Raw genomic sequence first — 17,585 nt, 5'->3', positions numbered from 1 at the left:
ACGTGGCGAATCAGCTTTCGCTGTCGTCGCCGACCTTGTCCCATGTCTGGGTTTCGAAATCCGAAGCGTCGTGGCGTTCGCGCAGTTGGAATTCGGGCGCGCCAAAGGCGCGGTTGACCATGCGGCCACGTTTGACGGCGGGGCGTTCGTCGATCTTTTTCGCCCAAGCCATCACGTTGGTATAGCTTTCCACATCGAGGAACGTCGCCGCGTCGTACAGGCGGCCCAGAACCAGTTGGCCGTACCAGGGCCAGATCGCGATGTCGGCAATGGTATAGTCGTCGCCCGCGATATAGGGATGGTCGGCCAGTTGCCGTTCCAACACGTCAAGCTGGCGCTTGGCTTCCATGGTGAAGCGGTTGATCGGGTATTCCCATTTTTCCGGCGCATAGGCGTAAAAGTGGCCAAAGCCGCCGCCCAGATAGGGTGCGCTGCCCATTTGCCACATCACCCAGTTCATCACTTCGGTGCGGGCAGGGCCGGATGCGGGCAGGAACTCGCCAAACTTTTCGGCCAGGTGGAACAGGATCGACGCGCTTTCGAACACGCGCACCGGCGTGTCGCCCGAGCGGTCCATCAGGGCGGGGATTTTCGAGTTTGGGTTGATCTCGACAAATCCCGAGGAAAACTGGTCACCCTCGCCGATGTTGATCAGGTAGGCGTCGTATTCCGCGCCCTTGTGGCCTTTTTCCAGCAACTCTTCGAGCATCACGGTTGCCTTGACGCCATTGGGCGTGGCCAGCGAGTGCAATTGCATCGGGTGCTTGCCGACGTCCAGTTCCTTGTCGTGAGTCGGGCCTGCGACGGGGCGGTTGATGTTGGCGAATCGGCCGCCGCTGCTTTTGTCCCACGTCCAGACGTCGGGGGGCGTGTAGGTGTCGGTCATGCTAGGTGCCTTTCGGTCAGGGGTTTGGGGACAACTTATGGTCTTGTGCGGAAGGCGCAAGGCCGTGTTGGGGGCGCTGCCCCCGGCGCTGGCGCGCCTCCCCCGGGATATTTGGGGCCAAAAGAAAGGGGGGAACAGAGATTTGGGCAATAAAAAAGCCGCCCCGAAGGACGGCCTTTTTGAAATTGATCTGGCGTAAGCCTTAGCCCTGGCGGGCTTTGAACCGGCGCTGCGTCTTGTTGATGACGTACACACGGCCTTTGCGACGCACAACGCGGCAGTCACGGTGCCGGTTTTTGAGCGAGCGGAGCGAGTTGCGAACCTTCATGGCGCTTCTTCCTCATGTTTCATGGCGCGAAGCAGCGCCGGGGTTGCGGGTGTCCGGGCGGGTGCCCGAACTGTGAATAGAATGGTGGGCGATACAAGGATCGAACTTGTGACCCCTTCGATGTCAACGAAGTGCTCTACCGCTGAGCTAATCGCCCACTCTGGCCTTCACGAAACTGTGCCCCAAAACAAAAATGGGGCGCGAGATTTCGCGCCGGTAGGGGGGCGTATAAAAGGAGTCGGAAGCGGGATCAAGGGCTTTTGATAGGTGTATTTCCTGCGCTATGTTATTTCCACGAGGAGAGCAGATGCCAAAGTTAGCCTACGAAGTCCTGCACCCGGAGAGGAACACGTCCTGTGTGGTGTTCGCGTCGCCCCATTCGGGGCGCGATTATCCTTGGCGATTCTTGCGCACGACGGTGTTGAACGAGCATCAGGTGCGGTCGTCGGAAGATGCATTTGTGGATAAACTGTTTGATTGCGCGCCGCGGTTTGGGGCCAGCTTTTTGAAAGCGGGCGCGCCGCGGGCCTTTGTCGATTTGAACCGGGCGGCGGATGAACTGGACCCGGCCCTGATCGAGGGGGTGCGGCCCAAGGGTCACAATCCGCGCGTTGCGTCGGGGCTGGGCGTGGTGCCGCGTGTGGTGGCCAACGGGCGGGCGATCTATCGGGGCAAGCTGAGCCTTGAAGAGGTCGAGCGGCGGATTGATCTGTACTGGCGTCCTTATCACGGGATGTTGCAGCAATTGTTGGACAGCGCGCACCGCCGACATGGGCAGGCCGTTTTGATTGACTGCCATTCGATGCCGCACGAGGCGATGGACAGTGTGGTGCGCGGCGGGATGAAGCGGCCCGATGTGGTGCTGGGCGACCGTTTTGGCGCTGCGGCGTCGGGCGAAGTTGTGGACCGGATCGAGGCGGCGTTCGTTGCCGCGGGTTTCGTCGTGACACGCAATGCGCCTTTTGCGGGGGCCTATATCACGCAGGCCTACGGGCGGCCGACGCGGGGGCAACATGCGGTTCAGGTCGAGATTGACCGGTCGCTGTATATGAACGAGGCGCTGGTGCGGCCCAACGGCAGCTTTGACGACATTCGGGTGCGGCTGGCGGCTGTTGTGGCCGAGGTTGCGCTGATCGGTCAGGGACGGATGCCGCTGGCGGCCGAGTGATCTGACGTATCGTTACACTGGTCTCCGGGGCGATTGCAGGTAGCTTTGACCCCTGAAGCATTCAGGGGAGAGACAACGATGGATCTGGATCAGGCAATTTCCGAACGGCGCAGCATCAGGGGGTTCAAACCCGATCCGGTGCCGCGCGAGCTGCTGGAAGAGATCATCGCGCTGGCCAATCGTGCGCCTTCGTCGATGAACACTCAGCCCTGGCATTTCCACGTGTTGACCGGCGCGCCGCTGGAAGCCGTGCGCGCAGGCAATTCGGAACGGATGCTGTCAGGCGTGCCGCCGCAGCGCGAGATTGTGGATCACGGGGCCTATCAGGGTGTCCACCGCGACCGGCAGGTCGAGATTGCGATCCAGTTGTTCGAGGCGATGGGGATCGAGCGTGACAACAAGGAAAAGCGGCAGGACTGGGTCATGCGCGGTTTTCGCCAGTTTGATGCGCCGGTGTCGGTCGTCGTGACCTTCGATAAGGAGCTGGAAGGGGGCACGATTGCGCATTTCGACCTGGGCGCTGTGACATACGGGCTGGTGCTGGCCGCGTGGAGCCGTGGTTTGGGGGCCGTGATCAACGGGCAGGGGATCATGCAGTCGCCGGTGGTGCGAGAACATGCAGGTATTCCCGACGATCAGGTGATTCTGACCTGCGTGGCGCTGGGATGGCCGGATGAAACCTTTTCGGCCAATTCGGTTGTGTCGCGGCGGCGCGATGTGCGCGAGACGGCGCGATTTGTCGGATTTGACTGAGGGGGGCGGTTTGGGGGCTCTGCCCCCGCGCCTTTGGCGCTCCCCCGGGATTTTTCAACCAGAGAAGAGTTAGCGCAGCGCGCGGCCCTTGACGATGGCGTCGGGGCCAAAGCGGCTGCGGATCTTGTCGGTGGCGCGCTCGGCCTGGCTGCGCTTGGTCTTGTTCGGGTCCAGCAGGTCGCCTTCGGTGTCGGCCTTGTCTGCGGTTGTCAGGTCAGAGATGCCGCAGCCCAGCAGGCGGTAGGGGCCTTCGTTGCCGACCTGATCGAACAGGGCGCGGGCGGTGCGGTAGATGGTGTCGGCCATCTGGGTCGGGCTGTGCAGGGACAGCCGCCGCGTTAATGTACTGTGGTTGGCACGTTTCAGTTTTAGCGTGACAACGCGGCCGGCCAGATCCTTTGCCTTGGCGCGGTCGGACACCTTTTCGGCCATGCGCCACAGGTGGCCGTCCAGAATGTCCGGGTCGGCCGTGTCGTCGTTAAACGTGGTTTCGTTCGAAATGGATTTCATCGGCTCGTGCGCTGTCACGCGGCGTGCGTCGATCCCCCGCGCCAGATGCCACAGCCGGTCACCCATTGCGCCGAAGCGGGCGATCAGATCCTGTTGGTCCCATCGCTTGAGGTCGGCAAAGCTGCGAATGCCTGCCTTGTCCAGTGATGCCTGTGCCGCGTTGCCGACGCCCCAGATCAGCCGGACCGGCTTGTCGTGCAGGAAGCTTTCTGTCTCGGCCTTGCCGATTACGGAAAACCCGTGCGGTTTGTCGAGGTCCGAGGCGATCTTGGCCAGAAACTTGTTGTGCGACAGGCCGATTGATCCGGTCAGCCCCAGCTCGCTGCGCATCCTTTTGATCAACCGCGCCAGCATCACGGCAGGCGGCGCACCGTGCATCCGCTGGGTGCCGGTCAGGTCCATGAACGCCTCGTCCAGGGACAGCGGTTGAATGGCGGGTGTCAGTTCCTCCATCATCGCGCGGATCGCGCGCGAGGCGTCGACATAAGCGGCCATGCGCGGTTTAACGATGATCGCATCGGGGCACAGTTTCAGCGCCTGGAACATCGGCATGGCAGAACGCACGCCACGAATCCGGGCAACATAACAGGCGGTGGACACCACGCCGCGTCGGCCGCCGCCGATGATCAGGGGTTTGCCTTCCAGTTCGGGATTGTCGCGTTTCTCGACCGAGGCATAGAAGGCATCGCAATCCATATGTGCGATGCTCAGGCTGTTCAGCTCGGGGTGGTTGACGACACGCGGACTGGCGCAGGCCGGGCAGCGGCGCGCGGTGTCGAATTGGTGAAGACAGTCTCGGCAGAGGGCAGGCATGGCTTTGCATCTGTGCTAGAGTGGAAACCAGTTTAACGCGGGGATGCGGAAATGAACATGCCATTTGCAGGCGCAAAGCTGGCGCTTTTCATTGGCGCGCGGTTGGCGGTGATCCGGCGCGACGACACCCCGCGGATTCCGTGGCCCGACTATCTGGACTTGCCGGGCGGCGGGCGCGAGGGCTGCGAAACGCCGCTGGCCTGTGCCCTGCGCGAGACACGCGAAGAGCTGGGGCTGGAGGTGCCGGAGCGGGCTGTAAGCTGGGGCAAGCGGTTCCAGGAAGGGGATGGCGACAAGTGGTTTTTCGCAGCACACCTGCCGGAAGAGACCGCGTCGCGGATCGTTTTGGGGGATGAGGGCCAAAGCTGGCAGTTGATGGCGCCGCAGATATTTATCGCACATGCCAAGGCCGTGCCGCATTTTCAGACGCGACTGGCGTTGTATTTGTCGGGGGTGTCGGGGGATGGGTTTGGTGCGTGAGCCGAGCGGCATTTAAAAGAAAGACCCCCCGCAAAACAAGCGGGGGGAAGGTGACGAACTTCAGGAAGAACCAGTTCGTCGGGGAGTATCACCTGTCATATAACATAGTATAAATTAACGTTTCGAGCGAGTAGGGAAAACCTGACCCGCCCCATATACGGTGTTATGTGCCAATTTTCCCACATTCTGTGCGATCAGGGCAGGCTGGCCAGGATGTCTTTTGCTGCTTGATGAGGGTTGGAAGCGGCCCAGATCGGGCGGCCGACGACGATGTGATCTGCGCCGTCGGTGATCGCCTGTGCCGGTGTTGCCACACGCTTTTGGTCACCCAAAGCGGCACCCGCAGGGCGCACACCCGGCGTGACGATCAGACGGTTTGCGGCCTCGGGCAGGGCGCGGATCATCGCGGCCTCTTGCGGCGAGGCGATGATGCCGTCGGCGCCTGCGTCAAATGCGCGGCCCGCGCGTTCGACCACCAGATCGGCGGTGTCACCCGGTTTGATCAGGCTGTCGTCCAGATCGGCGCGGTCCAGCGAGGTCAGGATGGTGACGGCCAGAATTTTCATGTTCGACCCTGCGGCCCCTTCTTTGGCGGCGCGCACCACATGGGGGTCGCCGTGCACGGTCAGGAAATCCAGATCGAACTGCGCCAGCCCGCGCACGGCGGCCTCGACCGTGGCGCCGATGTCGAACAGTTTCATGTCCAGAAAGATGCGTTTGCCCTGTTCCTGTTTCAGCTCGTTGGCCAACCCCAGGCCGCCGCCTGTCAGCATACCCAGCCCGATTTTGTAAAAGGTCACCGCGTCGCCCAAGTCTTGTGCCAGCTTAAGTCCGGCAATGGCGTTGGGTACGTCGAGGGCTACAATCAGGCGATCTGCGGGGGGGTGGGTCATGGGCGGGCTCCTTTGCGCTGCGATGCGCATAGCGTGAAAGGGGCCATTGCGGCAAGTCTGTGCGGGGGGGACGCTGTGGGCAAAAAAAGGCCCGGATGGCACAAGGGCGCATCCGGGCAGAGCATCAGAGACCTAGCAGGCAGGCACGTGTCTCTGGCAGCGCGGCGATCCGGGGGTCGGGGACAGAAACGGCCCCCGGATCGTGCCGCAATGCTATGCAGCGAGGCGACGCAGCATAGCAAAAGGGTCGATGTTAAGCTTGCGGCGCGATTTGGTTGCGCCCGAGCGCGCGCGGCTTTGCGCGGCGGCAAGGTTGGTCGATGACGACAGCCCGCCGCGTCCCGCATGACGCCGCAGCGCCTGGGTTGCGAGGCCGGAAGCGGCGTCGGAATAGGTCATGGTGATCGGCGCGTCGATGGCACAGGCATACCTGCGCGTGCCTTGTGGAGCGTGGACGGTGACCAGCGCCTCAAAGCTTTGCGTCGTCGCGTTGTAAATCACGCTGTTCAGTTCGACGGGATACTGTTGCATTTTAACACCTGTATGTTGTCGTCTGCATAATAAACGCTTGACCTGCGGATAGGGTTTCAAATTTGTGTAACGATTTTTTTACGCATTGATTTATAAAGGTTTTTTCTGAAAGGGCGGAGTGGAAAAGGCTCTGCTGCTGCGAATCATGGGACTTCACAGCGCATTCCGCCGGTCCAAGGGGCGCCTTTGTGGTTGATCCTGCGCAAAGTCGGCTTGGGGACGAAGTGGTAGATTTTGCCAGTGGAAATCTTGAACCGCAGCCAATCGGTGCCCAACTTAGCATCAAGGCCCTTCACAGTCGTGTGTGCTGCCAAGCAGGCGCGCGACATCATCGGGGCGCTTTTGAAAAGGAGAATATCTATGGACTTGTCCAAGTTCACAGAGCGGTCGCGCGGTTTCGTGCAGGCAGCACAGACGATTGCAACACGGGAAAGCCATCAGCGTTTGGCGCCCGAACACATACTCAAGGCATTGATGGATGATGAACAGGGGCTGGCCAGCAACCTGATTGCACGCGCAGGCGGCAACCCTGCGCGCGTGACCGAGGCGCTGACCCTGTCGCTGGGCAAGATGCCCGTTGTGACAGGCGATGCGGCACAGGTCTATCTGGACAACGCCACCACCAAGGTTCTGGCCGAGGCCGAGGCGCTTGCGAAAAAGGCGGGCGACAGCTTTGTGCCGGTCGAGCGCATCCTGATGGCCCTGTGCATGGTCAAATCAGGTGCCAAGACGGCGCTGGATGCGGGCGGTGTTACAGCGCAGGCACTGAATTCGGCGATCAACGACATCCGCAAGGGGCGCACAGCAGATTCCGCCAGCGCCGAGGACAGCTATGAGGCGTTGAAGAAGTATAGCACGGACCTGACCGAGCGCGCCGAGCAGGGCAAGATTGACCCGATCATCGGCCGCGACGAGGAAATCCGCCGCACCATGCAGGTGCTGAGCCGCCGGACCAAGAACAACCCCGTTCTGATTGGCGAGCCGGGCGTGGGTAAAACCGCGATTGCCGAAGGTCTGGCCCTGCGCATCATCAACGGCGATGTGCCCGAAAGCCTGCGCAACAAGAAACTGCTGGCGCTGGACATGGGCGCGCTGATTGCCGGTGCGAAGTATCGTGGCGAGTTCGAGGAACGTCTGAAGGCGGTTCTGAACGAAGTGACGGATGCCGCAGGCGAGGTCATTCTGTTCATCGACGAAATGCACACGCTTGTGGGAGCGGGCAAGGCCGATGGCGCGATGGATGCTGCGAACCTGATCAAACCGGCGCTGGCGCGGGGCGAATTGCACTGTATCGGTGCCACCACGCTGGATGAGTATCGCAAATATGTGGAAAAAGACGCGGCCCTGGCCCGCCGGTTCCAGCCCGTGATGGTGCAGGAACCCACGGTCGAGGACACGATCAGCATTCTGCGCGGCATCAAGGAAAAATACGAATTGCACCACGGGGTACGCGTCAGTGACAGCGCGCTGGTTGCGGCGGCCACGCTGAGCCATCGCTATATCACCGACCGTTTCCTGCCGGACAAGGCCATCGACCTTGTGGACGAGGCGGCCAGCCGTCTGCGCATGGAAGTGGACAGCAAGCCCGAAGAGCTGGATGCCATCGACCGCCAGATCCTGCAATTGCAGATCGAGGCCGAAGCCTTGCGCGCCGAGGATGATGCGGCCAGCAAGGACCGTTTGGGTGCGCTGGAAAAGGATCTTTCCGACCTGCAAGAGCGCAGTGCCGAAATGACGGCGCAATGGCAGACCAACCGCGACGCCATCGCGTCGGCGCAGGGCATCAAGGAACAGCTTGACCGCGCCCGTGCCGATCTGGACATCGCCAAGCGCGAGGGCAATCTGGCCAAGGCGGGTGAGCTGTCGTACGGCGTGATACCGCAGCTTGAGCGTCAGCTTGAAACGCTGGACGCGACCGAAGCGGATGCCAAGACAGCCGACACCGTGCGCCCCGAGCAGATCGCCAGCGTGGTCGAACGGTGGACCGGAATCCCGACCTCGCGGATGCTGGAAGGCGAGCGGGACAAGCTGTTGCGCATGGAAGAACAGTTGCACAGCCGTGTCGTGGGCCAGGACAGCGCCGTGCATGCGGTGGCCAACGCGGTGCGCCGTGCGCGGGCCGGTCTGAACGACGAAAACCGCCCCTTGGGCAGTTTCCTGTTCCTTGGGCCAACCGGCGTCGGCAAGACCGAGCTGACCAAAGCCGTGGCGAATTTCATGTTTGACGACGACAACGCCATGGTGCGTCTGGATATGTCCGAGTTCATGGAAAAACACAGCGTTGCGCGGCTGATTGGTGCCCCTCCGGGCTATGTCGGCTATGACGAGGGTGGCGTTCTGACCGAAGCCGTGCGGCGCAGGCCTTATCAGGTGGTGCTGTTCGACGAGGTCGAAAAGGCGCACCCTGATGTGTTCAACGTGCTGTTGCAGGTTCTGGACGATGGTGTGTTGACCGACGGGCAGGGCCGCAAGGTCGACTTCAAGCAGACGCTGATCATTCTGACCAGCAACCTTGGAGCGCAGGCGCTGAGCCAACTGCCGGATGGTGGAGATATGGCTGCGGCGAAACGCGATGTGATGGACGCGGTGCGGGCACATTTCCGCCCCGAGTTCCTGAACCGTCTGGACGAAACGATCATCTTTGACCGCCTCAGCCGGGACAACATGGATGGCATTGTCGATATTCAGATGGCCCGTCTGCTGAAACGTCTGCAAGCACGCAAGATCACGCTGGAACTGGACGACAGCGCGCGCAAGTGGCTGGCCGACGAAGGCTATGACCCTGTGTTCGGGGCGCGCCCGCTGAAACGGGTGATTCAGAACACGCTGCAAAACCCGCTGGCCGAGATGTTGCTGGCCGGTGACGTGATGGATGGGGATTCCATACCTGTCACGGCGGGCAGCGAGGGGCTGATCATCGGTGACCGTGTGGGTGGCACCAACCGACCCAGACCGGATGATGCCGTGGTGCACTAAGCCATGCCAAGAAAGAGCAAGGGGCGTCCTGATCGGGCGCCCCTTTTGCGTTTTCACCCGGGTTGATGTCGGTGCGGGTCTTGGTAGACAGATGCTGCGGCTTGGAGGGTGCCTTGTGAAGTTCAGAAAACTTATTCGCAGTCTTGTGCTGGTACTCGTGATGGTCGTGGCGGTCGTTGCCTATACCAAGGTGATGGCGCGCGTATCACGGGTGCAGCCGCCCGCGCAGGCAGAGGTGGCGCAGTTGGCGGATCGCCTGATCGTTTCGAAGTCCGACAGAAAGCTGTTTCTGATGCAGGGCGGCGAGGTGGTGCAGTCCTATGACATTGCCATGGGCGCGCGCTGGGACGATGGCCCCAAGCAAAGCGAAGGCGACGAGCGCACCCCCGAGGGCACATATACGATCGACTGGCGCAACCCGAAGTCGGTGGCGCATCTTAGCCTGCATATCTCGTATCCCGATGCCGCCGATCAGACGCGTGCGGCGCAAGGTGGGTACGATCCCGGCGGCAATATAATGATACACGGATTGCCGAACGGTTGGGGCATCTTGGGGGCGTGGCACCTGTTGGTGAACTGGACAGACGGTTGCATTGCCGTGACCAACAGCGAAATGCGCGACATCTGGGCGCGCACGCCGAATGGTACGCCGATCACGATTGCGGACAGTTGGAGCCCCGAAGCCTAGCCTTGTTCGCGGTCCTGTTGCGCCTGCGCGATGCGGGGCATCGACACTTCGATCCAGTCGGCCAACCCGCGCACTTTCTCGGCCACTTCGCGGCCCAGGGGGGTCAGGCTGTATTCCACATGCGGCGGCACCACGTCGAAGGACACGCGGTTGACGAACCCGTCCGCGGCCAGGGCTTGCAGGGTCTGCGCCAGCATCCGTTCACTGACGCCGCCGATCTGCTGACGCAGGGCGCTGAAACGCAGCGTGTTGTCCTCAAGCGCCATCAGCGCCAGCACGCCCCAGCGGCTGGTCACGTGTTTCAGCACATCACGCGACGGGCATTGCGTGGCCATCAAGTCACCGCGCCGGACGCGGTCTGACAGTGGCTCGGGTGTCAGTGCAGGGGGGTGTTCAGACATGTGTGGCTCCGCAGTTCAGAAATCTAACACTTACATTTTTGTACGTACTTACTATTCGTAAGTAAAGCGGTTAGCTCTGGCTTAGGAACAGGACATTTGGAAAGGACGATCCCATGACAATTGCAGTAACAGGTGCCACAGGACAGTTGGGCCGTTTGGTCATCGCGGGCCTGAAGGCTAAGATAGATGCGGGCGACATTGTTGCGTTGGCGCGCAGCCCCGAGAATGCGGCCGATCTGGGCGTGACCGCGCGCAAGGCGGATTATGATGCCCCCGAAACGCTGGCCCCGGCGCTGGCGGGCATCGACACCTTGTTGCTGATCTCGGGCAGCGAGATCGGCCAGCGCACCGCCCAGCACCGTGCCGTGATTGACGCGGCCAAGGCGGCAGGCGTTGGGCGCATTGTCTATACCAGCCTGTTGCGTGCCGACACGTCGCCCATGTCGCTGGCGGCCGAGCACCGCGAGACCGAAGAGATGATCAAAGCCTCGGGCCTGACGTATACGATCCTGCGCAATGGCTGGTACACCGAGAACTATACCGGTTCCGTACCGGGGGCGGTGCAGGCGGGCGCGCTGGTCGGATCGGCAGGCGACGGGCGCATCAGCTCCGCCAGCCGCGCGGATTATGCGGATGCGGCGGTGGCTGTGCTGACGGCGGGCGATCATGCGGGCAAGACCTATGAGCTGGCAGGCGATGCGTCCTATACGCTGGGCGATCTGGCGGCGGAAGTCAGTGCGCAGACGGGTAAGACGATCCCCTATCAAAACTTGCCGCAAGACGAATACGCCAAGATACTGGTGTCTGTCGGATTGCCCGAAGGCTTTGCCGGTGCATTGGCCAGCTTTGACGTGGATGCGTCCAACGGCGCGTTGTTTCACGACGGTAAGGACTTGTCGCGGCTGATCGGGCGGCCCACCACGCCAATGCCGGCATCTGTCGCGGATGCGCTGGCCTGATCTGCCCTATATGAAAAGGGGCGCCCGATTTCGAGCGCCCCTTTTTGCAGTCAGACTTTGGAGGTCATCGGATGAATGGCACCGAAGCGGTGTCAGAAGATAAAGTCGCTGGCGTCCAGATCGGCGGCATCGACGTTTTGCAACAACAGGCTGTCGCGGTCGGTGAACTGGATGAACACATCGTCGCCCACCTGTTGAAAGGTCATGTCGTCAATGGTGGTAAAGCCCCACGCGGTCATGTCCAGCCGGTCCTCGCCATCGGTAAAGTCGGTGATGGTGTCGGCGCGCATACGGTCGTCAAAGACAAAAATGTCGGACCCTGTGCCGCCGGTCATCTTGTCGTCGCCCCAGCCGCCGTCAATGGTGTCATCTCCGTCGCCGGCGTCGATCAGGTCTTTGCCGGCACCGCCTGAAATCAGGTCGTTGCCTGTACCGCCCCAGATCTTGTCGTTGCCGTTGTCACCAATCAGCGTGTCGTTTCCGGCGTCGCCATACAGGCGGTCGTTGGCGTTGCCGCCATTGACATAATCGTTGCCTTCGCCGCCAAAGATCAGGTCATTGTCCGCCTGGCCATAGATGATGTCGTTGCCCTGGTCGCCATACAGCCGGTCTGCGCCTGAACCGCCGTCGATATAATCGTCGTCGTTGCCAGCATAGATTGTATCAATTCCCGACCCGCCCAGGATGGTGTCATTGCCACCGCCCGCACGGACAAAGTCACTGCCGTCCATCAGGTCAAAGGTTTCAGCCGCATTGGTGCCGGTCAGATTGTCGCCGCCGTTTGTGGGGGCGATCACCGGCGCGGTGTCCAGGATAAAGTCGGCGTTGGTCAGGTCAGCGGCGTTGACGCCTGTCAGTTCGACATATTGGAAATCGCCAAAGTTGATGCGGGCGTTGTCGCCCACCTGGCTGATGGTCAGTTGGCTGATGTCCCAGATGTCCAGTTTCGACACGTCCAGACGATCCTCGCCGCTGGTAAAGTCGGTGATCGTGTCGCAACCCATGTCGCTGGCATAGCGAAAGATGTCGGCGCCTGTTCCGCCGGTCAGCAGGTCGTTGTCCTTGCCGCCGTCAATGTCGTCATCGCCCGTGCCGCCGTCGATGGTGTCATCGCCCTTTTCACCGATCAGCGTGTCGTTGCCTTCGTTGCCCCACAGCATGTCCTCTTGGTTCTGGCCGTTCATGCTGTCGTCGCCGATGCCGCCCCACATGCTGTCGCGACCGTTGCCGCCCAGAATGGTGTCGTTGCCGTCTTCGCCCCACAGTTTGTCGTTGCCGCAGACGCCGTCGAGATAGTCGTTACCCAGCCCGCCCCAGACCTGGTCCGAGCCGCCAAGGGCGATATAGGTGTCGTTGCCGCCCAGCAGGTTGACGCGGTCCGAGGTCATGTTGCCGACGATATAGTCGTCGCCTTCGGTCGGAATGCTGGGGTCAACGATGTCTTCGACAGAGATCGAATAATCGGCGGTGCCCCCGGTTTGTGACAGGTTGAAATAGGCCGTTCCGGTTGTCTCGGCGGTATAGGTGAGCGTCACCTCGTAAGTGCCATCAAGACCTGCGGCGGTTCCGGTCTGGTCGCCAAGTCCGACGGTAAACGCGCTGTCGGCTGCGGCGGTGTTGACCACGACAACAAAGGTATAGGTGAACCCTGCCGTCAGATTCAGCGCAATCGCGTCCGAAGTGTCGACCTGCGATGCCCGTTGAAGACCAAGGCTGCCATTGATGTTGTCGAACAGTTCGACGTCGATGGGCAGGTCTTCATTGAAGCTTTCCACGAAGCTGTCGGTCTCAAGAACTGTTGTCTCGGTGTATGTCGTCGGCATCTTTGTCCCCAGGTTCTGTCGGTGTTGTTGTTGCCTCAATCTTAACACGCACTTTGCACAAAGGTATGCAGAAACAGCGTTTTGTCTGGGGTATTCCCGCGCTTTTGGCGGGCGGACTTGGCGCATTGTTTCCCGTGAAAGATGTAATCGCGGCGCGAAACGCGTTTCTGTTGCTGGATCGACGATCGGCTTGGCGAATCCCGGCGACACTGTGACCATTGCGCGCCCTTGCGTTGGCGCGCCTGTGGCTTAACTGTGCGGTAACCTTAATAAGCAGCGAGAAAACGATATGTCGTCACCACTGACAGTTCTGGAAGTCCTGGCCTTTGTCTTTGTCGGGGCCGTCGGGATCGGGCTGTTGTGTGTGGTGACGCTGTTCATCATTGACCGGGTGCAAACCCAGGATGCGATCCGCCGCAATTATCCGGTGATCGGCCGGTTCCGAAAAGTGTTTTCGACGCTGGGCGAGTTCTTTCGCCAGTATTTCTTTGCCATGGACCGCGAAGAGCTGCCGTTCAACCGCGCGCAACGCGATTGGGTCAAACGCACCGGCGAGCCGCACAGCAACACGGTGGCTTTCGGGTCGACCCGCAACCTGTCGATCGTAGGCACGCCGATTTTCGTCAACGCCGCTTTCCCGCCGCTGGATGACCAGTTTGCCAGTTCGGGGCCGATGGTGATCGGGGCGGGGGCACGTTTGCCTTACACGGCGCAGTCGTTTTTCAACATTTCGGGCATGAGCTATGGAGCACTGTCGCGGCCTGCCGTGCGCGCGCTCAGCCGGGGGGCGGCTAAGGCAGGCATCTGGATGAACACGGGCGAGGGCGGGCTAAGCCCCTTTCACCTGGAAGGCGGCTGCGACATCGTTTTCCAGATCGGCACGGCCAAGTTCGGTGTGCGCGACGAAGACGGGGCGCTGAACGAGGACAAGTTGCGCAAGATCGCGGCCAACGCCTGCGTCAAGATGTTCGAGCTGAAGCTGGCGCAGGGGGCCAAGCCCGGCAAGGGTGGCATTCTGCCCGGCGCCAAGGTCACCGCCGAGATCGCCGAGATCCGCGGCCTGAAAGAAGGGGTTGATGCCATCTCGCCCAATCGGCACGTCGAGATCGACGATTGGGATGACCTGCTGGATATGATCGTTCGCCTGCGCGACATCACGGGAAAGCCGGTGGGGATAAAGACAGTGGTTGGCGACAGAGAGTCGTTCCGTGATCTGATGCAGACCATCAAGAAACGCGGCGAAGATTGCGCGCCCGACTTTATCACCATCGACGGGGGCGAGGGTGGCACAGGCGCGGCGCCGATGCCGTTGATTGATCTGGTGGGTATGTCGATACGTGAATCGCTGCCATTGGCCGCCGATCTGCGCAACGAGGCGGGTTTGAAAGACCGCATCCGGCTGGTGGCCAGCGGCAAGCTGGTGAACCCCGGCGATGTGGCATGGGCCCTGGCGGCCGGGGCGGACTTTATCACCTCGGCTCGCGGGTTCATGTTCTCGCTGGGCTGCATCCAGTCGTTGAAGTGCAACAAGAACACGTGTCCCACGGGGATCACCACCCACAACCCGCGTCTGCAAAAGGGGCTGGTGGTTGAGGACAAGGATCAGCGCGTCGCCCTTTATGCCAAAGAGGTCATCCACGAGGTCGAGATCATCGCCCATTCGGTCGGTGTGGCTGAACCCCGTCTGCTGCGGCGCAAACACGTGCGCATTGTTCAGGACAGCGGGCGGTCAGTGCCGATGAACGAACTATATCCCGGCCTGCACGCCGAAGGGTGACCGCGTTCTGTGCGGTTTGCCAATTGTTACACAGGGCCAACTTCGCGTGATCTGGCTGGCCTGTGCATTTTTTCGTCCCACATTCTGTGCATAACGTTGTGAAACGGATGAGGAGACGACCCAAATGGCCAACCGCTGGACCAACACTTTGACCGAACGGGATTTGACGCCCGAAGCTGCATTCCTGAACCGGCGTCAGTTGATGGCCGGGGCGGCTGGCCTGGGGGTGGTGGGCATGGCAGGCGCTGCGCGCGCAGCCGAGGACACGCTGGAGCCGAACGTCTGGGAAGACATCACGCAGTACAACAACTACTATGAATTCGGCACCGGCAAGGAAGACCCCGCAGAATACGCAGGCGCGCTGACCACCAAACCCTGGACCGTGAAGATCGACGGCATGGTCGACAAGCCCGCCGATTACGCGCTGGAAGACATTCTGAAGGCGATGACCATCGAAGAACGGATTTACCGTTTTCGCTGTGTCGAGGCGTGGTCGATGGTGGTGCCGTGGAACGGGTTCGAACTGGCTGATTTGCTGAACATGGCGGGTGTGCAGTCGGGCGCGAAATACGTGGCCTTTGAAACCGTGCTGCGCCCCGACGAAATGCCCGGCGTGCGCTACCCCGTGCTGGACTGGCCCTATGTCGAAGGTTTGCGACTGGACGAGGCGATGCACCCGCTGACGATCATGGCGACAGGAATCTACGGCAAGGACATCCCGAACCAGAACGGCGCCCCTATGCGTCTGGTGGTGCCGTGGAAATACGGGTTCAAGTCGATCAAGTCGATCGTGCGGATCACCCTGACCGACAAAGAGCCGCCGACAAGCTGGAACAAGGCGAATGCGCGCGAATACGGGTTCTATAGCAATGTGAACCCCGAGGTCAGCCACCCACGCTGGTCGCAGGCCACCGAACGCCCCCTTGGCGGCGGGTTGTTCGCGCGCCGTGTCCCGACGCTGATGTTCAACGGTTATAGTGACGAGGTGGCCAGCCTGTACGAGGGCATGGACCTGAAGGCGAACTACTGATCCTCTCAGCCACCGAAAAACACGGCGTGCATCGCCCGACCCGGCAGCAAGGTAAAGGCTCCGGGTACGAGCACGCCTATGAAGAACAGGATGCGCATCATGCGGCGGTGCTTGGCGATGTTGCCTTGGCGCGCGGCGCGTACGGCAACGGGCAGGCTGACCAGCGTGACCGCAGACAGAATGTGGATGGGGCTGAACGGGCCGAACAGGCGAAATTCGTGAATCCAGAAGCTGGACAGCGCGGTAATGGCCATGACGCCCACCCAGACGCGCCCAAGTCCGCGGTGCAGCGGCGTGCCCTTGGCGGCCAACATCTGCCAGATGCCCAAGGCCAACGCACAGGTGGCAAGGGCGGCATGGCTAAAGATCGTGGGGCCGGCCTGGATCAAGGGCTGTACGCTGACGCTCATAAGGCACCTATTGGTATTGCGGCGCGCCATGCCCCGCACGGAAAGAGTTGAATTTGTGATGACAGCCTTTGTTAACCGTATCAACAGCGCCGCGCGGCGCGTCCCCACATGGGTCGTATATATAGTGTTGCTGCTGCCGGCGTTGCTGCTTCTCTATCAGGTGTTTTTTGGCGGTCTGGGGCGCGATCCGGTCAAGGGGCTTGAGCATGAGCTGGGCCAGTGGGCATTGAAACTGATCATCGCGGGGTTGGCCATCACACCGCTGCGCCGCTTTGCCGGGGTGAACCTGATACGCTTTCGCAGGGCGGTTGGCTTGATGGCCTTTGCTTATGTCTGTCTGCACTTTGCCGTCTGGCTGTTTCTGGATGTGCAAATCTGGAGCCAGATCTGGGCGGACATTGTCAAACGTCCCTATGTGACCATCGGCTTCGCGGCCTTCGTGTTGCTGATCCCGCTGGCTGTGACCTCGAACAACTGGTCAATCCGCAAGATGGGCCCTGCGTGGCGCAAGCTGCACAAGCTGGTCTATGTGGCGGCCGTGCTGGGGGGCGTGCATTACATCTGGCTGGTCAAGGGCATCCAGATCGAACCGCTGGTCTATATGGCGATCATCGTGGGGCTTCTGGCGTTGCGGTTGCCGTGGCCCAGACGGGTGGCAGGCTGAGGCGTGCGAGGGGACCAAGAGCTGTCTTGCAGGCGATTCACTCGGAATCGGCGGCAAAGTTTGCAGTTTGCACAGCAAGCGGGCGACTGAATCGCTGATTTGCTTTGATACGCATCACAGATCAAAGGCAGGAATCGCGTTGGAATCGCGAAATTTGCAGTGAATCGGTGGAATCACACCCTTCGGTCCTAGTGAATCGCGCGGGTGGGCAAAGAATTTCAAAAGAATCTGCACCTGAAATCCGGCTCAAAGCGACGAAAACGCGATTCACCGACCACGAGTCGGCGCTTTTGCTGGTGCGAGTCTGTGGATAAGTCGGACGATCGGGTGTCTCACGCTAACATGGCAGGCGGGTGCGGGTAATAATCGACCGATCTGACCTAGGGTCCGCGAAATATTGCGAACCCAACCCTATGATTTTCATGGAAAATTCGGATTTTTTCAGAAAACTGTCATAAAGTATAAAAAAGGGGTTGCGGGTATTGGGAGTTAGAC

The 17,585-nt window shown here is 60.9% G+C and carries 17 protein-coding genes and 1 tRNA gene; 9 read left to right on the top strand and 9 right to left on the bottom strand.

All coding sequences use genetic code 11. The annotated features are described in order from the left end of the window. Positions 1–10: 10 nt before the first annotated feature. The 3 genes from yghU to AAC077_RS19270 all read right to left on the bottom strand — a co-directional run bounded on the left by yghU (position 11) and on the right by AAC077_RS19270 (position 1,371). Positions 11–886, bottom strand: coding sequence for a glutathione-dependent disulfide-bond oxidoreductase (gene yghU, locus AAC077_RS19280; protein ID WP_339773251.1), 876 nt, complete (start codon positions 884–886; stop codon positions 11–13). A gap of 202 nt (positions 887–1,088) precedes the next feature. Further along, on the bottom strand, positions 1,089–1,214 hold the full coding sequence (gene ykgO / locus AAC077_RS19275) for a type B 50S ribosomal protein L36 (protein ID WP_005850168.1): 126 nt from the start codon (positions 1,212–1,214) through the stop codon (positions 1,089–1,091). 82 nt (positions 1,215–1,296) lie between these two features. Beyond that, positions 1,297–1,371, bottom strand: a tRNA-Val gene (locus AAC077_RS19270). A 150-nt stretch (positions 1,372–1,521) separates the two neighbouring features. Here AAC077_RS19270 and AAC077_RS19265 point away from each other — a divergent pair. Both AAC077_RS19265 and AAC077_RS19260 read left to right on the top strand, forming a co-directional pair. Next, positions 1,522–2,382 carry an N-formylglutamate amidohydrolase gene (locus tag AAC077_RS19265; RefSeq protein ID WP_339773248.1) on the top strand — a complete coding sequence of 287 codons (861 nt, stop codon included), beginning with the start codon at positions 1,522–1,524 and terminating at the stop codon, positions 2,380–2,382. Between the two features lie 78 nt (positions 2,383–2,460). Further along, the gene (locus AAC077_RS19260) at positions 2,461–3,135 is read left to right on the top strand and encodes a nitroreductase (protein ID WP_339773245.1); all 675 of its coding nucleotides are present in this window, start codon (positions 2,461–2,463) and stop codon (positions 3,133–3,135) included. Between the two features lie 69 nt (positions 3,136–3,204). Here AAC077_RS19260 and AAC077_RS19255 read toward each other — a convergent pair whose 3' ends face one another. Continuing rightward, the gene (locus AAC077_RS19255) at positions 3,205–4,458 is read right to left on the bottom strand and encodes a DNA polymerase IV (protein WP_339773242.1); all 1,254 of its coding nucleotides are present in this window, start codon (positions 4,456–4,458) and stop codon (positions 3,205–3,207) included. A gap of 57 nt (positions 4,459–4,515) precedes the next feature. Between AAC077_RS19255 and AAC077_RS19250 the strand changes: the two genes are divergently transcribed. Next, positions 4,516–4,938 carry an NUDIX hydrolase gene (locus tag AAC077_RS19250; protein WP_339773277.1) on the top strand — a complete coding sequence of 141 codons (423 nt, stop codon included), beginning with the start codon at positions 4,516–4,518 and terminating at the stop codon, positions 4,936–4,938. A 194-nt stretch (positions 4,939–5,132) separates the two neighbouring features. Here AAC077_RS19250 and pyrF read toward each other — a convergent pair whose 3' ends face one another. Further along, positions 5,133–5,831, bottom strand: coding sequence for an orotidine-5'-phosphate decarboxylase (gene pyrF, locus AAC077_RS19245; RefSeq protein WP_339773239.1), 699 nt, complete (start codon positions 5,829–5,831; stop codon positions 5,133–5,135). Between the two features lie 213 nt (positions 5,832–6,044). Then, the gene (locus tag AAC077_RS19240) at positions 6,045–6,362 is read right to left on the bottom strand and encodes an orotidine 5-phosphate decarboxylase (RefSeq protein ID WP_339773236.1); all 318 of its coding nucleotides are present in this window, start codon (positions 6,360–6,362) and stop codon (positions 6,045–6,047) included. A 360-nt stretch (positions 6,363–6,722) separates the two neighbouring features. On the opposite strand from AAC077_RS19240, the gene clpB reads away from it, so the two are divergent. Together clpB and AAC077_RS19230 are read left to right on the top strand one after the other, a co-directional pair. Continuing rightward, positions 6,723–9,338: an ATP-dependent chaperone ClpB gene (clpB, locus tag AAC077_RS19235; RefSeq protein WP_339773233.1), complete on the top strand. Its 2,616-nt coding sequence runs from the start codon at positions 6,723–6,725 to the stop codon at positions 9,336–9,338. 115 nt (positions 9,339–9,453) lie between these two features. After that, entirely contained in the window at positions 9,454–10,026 is a 573-nt protein-coding gene (locus AAC077_RS19230) for a L,D-transpeptidase family protein (RefSeq protein ID WP_339773230.1), read from the top strand. On the opposite strand, the gene AAC077_RS19225 is transcribed toward AAC077_RS19230, so the two are convergent. Further along, complete coding sequence (locus AAC077_RS19225; RefSeq protein ID WP_339773227.1) at positions 10,023–10,427, bottom strand: helix-turn-helix domain-containing protein; 405 nt, start codon at positions 10,425–10,427, stop codon at positions 10,023–10,025. The genes AAC077_RS19230 and AAC077_RS19225 overlap by 4 nt on opposite strands. 113 nt (positions 10,428–10,540) lie before the next feature. Here AAC077_RS19225 and AAC077_RS19220 point away from each other — a divergent pair, with 113 nt between their 5' ends. Then, positions 10,541–11,386 (top strand): SDR family oxidoreductase, encoded by an 846-nt coding sequence (locus AAC077_RS19220; protein WP_339773224.1) that lies wholly within the window; start codon positions 10,541–10,543, stop codon positions 11,384–11,386. 92 nt (positions 11,387–11,478) lie between these two features. Here AAC077_RS19220 and AAC077_RS19215 read toward each other — a convergent pair whose 3' ends face one another. Further along, positions 11,479–13,209, bottom strand: a complete 1,731-nt coding sequence (locus tag AAC077_RS19215; protein ID WP_339773221.1) for a calcium-binding protein — start codon at positions 13,207–13,209, stop codon at positions 11,479–11,481. 289 nt (positions 13,210–13,498) lie between these two features. Between AAC077_RS19215 and AAC077_RS19210 the strand changes: the two genes are divergently transcribed. Both AAC077_RS19210 and msrP read left to right on the top strand, forming a co-directional pair. Then, complete coding sequence (locus AAC077_RS19210; protein WP_339773218.1) at positions 13,499–14,986, top strand: FMN-binding glutamate synthase family protein; 1,488 nt, start codon at positions 13,499–13,501, stop codon at positions 14,984–14,986. A gap of 124 nt (positions 14,987–15,110) precedes the next feature. Continuing rightward, positions 15,111–16,016 carry a protein-methionine-sulfoxide reductase catalytic subunit MsrP gene (msrP, locus tag AAC077_RS19205; RefSeq protein WP_339773215.1) on the top strand — a complete coding sequence of 302 codons (906 nt, stop codon included), beginning with the start codon at positions 15,111–15,113 and terminating at the stop codon, positions 16,014–16,016. 5 nt (positions 16,017–16,021) lie between these two features. On the opposite strand, the gene AAC077_RS19200 is transcribed toward msrP, so the two are convergent. Then, on the bottom strand, positions 16,022–16,426 hold the full coding sequence (locus AAC077_RS19200; RefSeq protein ID WP_339773212.1) for a DUF2306 domain-containing protein: 405 nt from the start codon (positions 16,424–16,426) through the stop codon (positions 16,022–16,024). Between the two features lie 58 nt (positions 16,427–16,484). Between AAC077_RS19200 and msrQ the strand changes: the two genes are divergently transcribed. Then, on the top strand, positions 16,485–17,090 hold the full coding sequence (gene msrQ / locus AAC077_RS19195; RefSeq protein ID WP_339773209.1) for a protein-methionine-sulfoxide reductase heme-binding subunit MsrQ: 606 nt from the start codon (positions 16,485–16,487) through the stop codon (positions 17,088–17,090). Positions 17,091–17,585: the final 495 nt, after the last annotated feature.

The organism is uncultured Pseudosulfitobacter sp. (genome assembly GCF_963976325.1).
In the GTDB taxonomy this organism is placed as follows: Bacteria; Pseudomonadota; Alphaproteobacteria; order Rhodobacterales; family Rhodobacteraceae; genus Pseudosulfitobacter.
The sequence above is the reverse complement of the archived record's forward strand: the minus strand, read 5'-3'. Positions and strand labels throughout refer to the sequence as shown.

Excerpts from the sequence above, each read along its gene's own strand:
- yghU (WP_339773251.1), bottom strand. The coding sequence starts at position 886 with ATGACCGACACCTACACGCCCCCCGACGTCTGGACGTGGGACAAAAGC.
- ykgO (WP_005850168.1), bottom strand. The coding sequence starts at position 1,214 with ATGAAGGTTCGCAACTCGCTCCGCTCGCTCAAAAACCGGCACCGTGAC.
- AAC077_RS19265 (WP_339773248.1), top strand. The coding sequence starts at position 1,522 with ATGCCAAAGTTAGCCTACGAAGTCCTGCACCCGGAGAGGAACACGTCC.
- AAC077_RS19260 (WP_339773245.1), top strand. The coding sequence starts at position 2,461 with ATGGATCTGGATCAGGCAATTTCCGAACGGCGCAGCATCAGGGGGTTC.
- AAC077_RS19255 (WP_339773242.1), bottom strand. The coding sequence starts at position 4,458 with ATGCCTGCCCTCTGCCGAGACTGTCTTCACCAATTCGACACCGCGCGC.
- AAC077_RS19250 (WP_339773277.1), top strand. The coding sequence starts at position 4,516 with ATGCCATTTGCAGGCGCAAAGCTGGCGCTTTTCATTGGCGCGCGGTTG.
- pyrF (WP_339773239.1), bottom strand. The coding sequence starts at position 5,831 with ATGACCCACCCCCCCGCAGATCGCCTGATTGTAGCCCTCGACGTACCC.
- AAC077_RS19240 (WP_339773236.1), bottom strand. The coding sequence starts at position 6,362 with ATGCAACAGTATCCCGTCGAACTGAACAGCGTGATTTACAACGCGACG.
- clpB (WP_339773233.1), top strand. The coding sequence starts at position 6,723 with ATGGACTTGTCCAAGTTCACAGAGCGGTCGCGCGGTTTCGTGCAGGCA.
- AAC077_RS19225 (WP_339773227.1), bottom strand. The coding sequence starts at position 10,427 with ATGTCTGAACACCCCCCTGCACTGACACCCGAGCCACTGTCAGACCGC.
- AAC077_RS19220 (WP_339773224.1), top strand. The coding sequence starts at position 10,541 with ATGACAATTGCAGTAACAGGTGCCACAGGACAGTTGGGCCGTTTGGTC.
- AAC077_RS19215 (WP_339773221.1), bottom strand. The coding sequence starts at position 13,209 with ATGCCGACGACATACACCGAGACAACAGTTCTTGAGACCGACAGCTTC.
- AAC077_RS19210 (WP_339773218.1), top strand. The coding sequence starts at position 13,499 with ATGTCGTCACCACTGACAGTTCTGGAAGTCCTGGCCTTTGTCTTTGTC.
- msrP (WP_339773215.1), top strand. The coding sequence starts at position 15,111 with ATGGCCAACCGCTGGACCAACACTTTGACCGAACGGGATTTGACGCCC.
- AAC077_RS19200 (WP_339773212.1), bottom strand. The coding sequence starts at position 16,426 with ATGAGCGTCAGCGTACAGCCCTTGATCCAGGCCGGCCCCACGATCTTT.
- msrQ (WP_339773209.1), top strand. The coding sequence starts at position 16,485 with ATGACAGCCTTTGTTAACCGTATCAACAGCGCCGCGCGGCGCGTCCCC.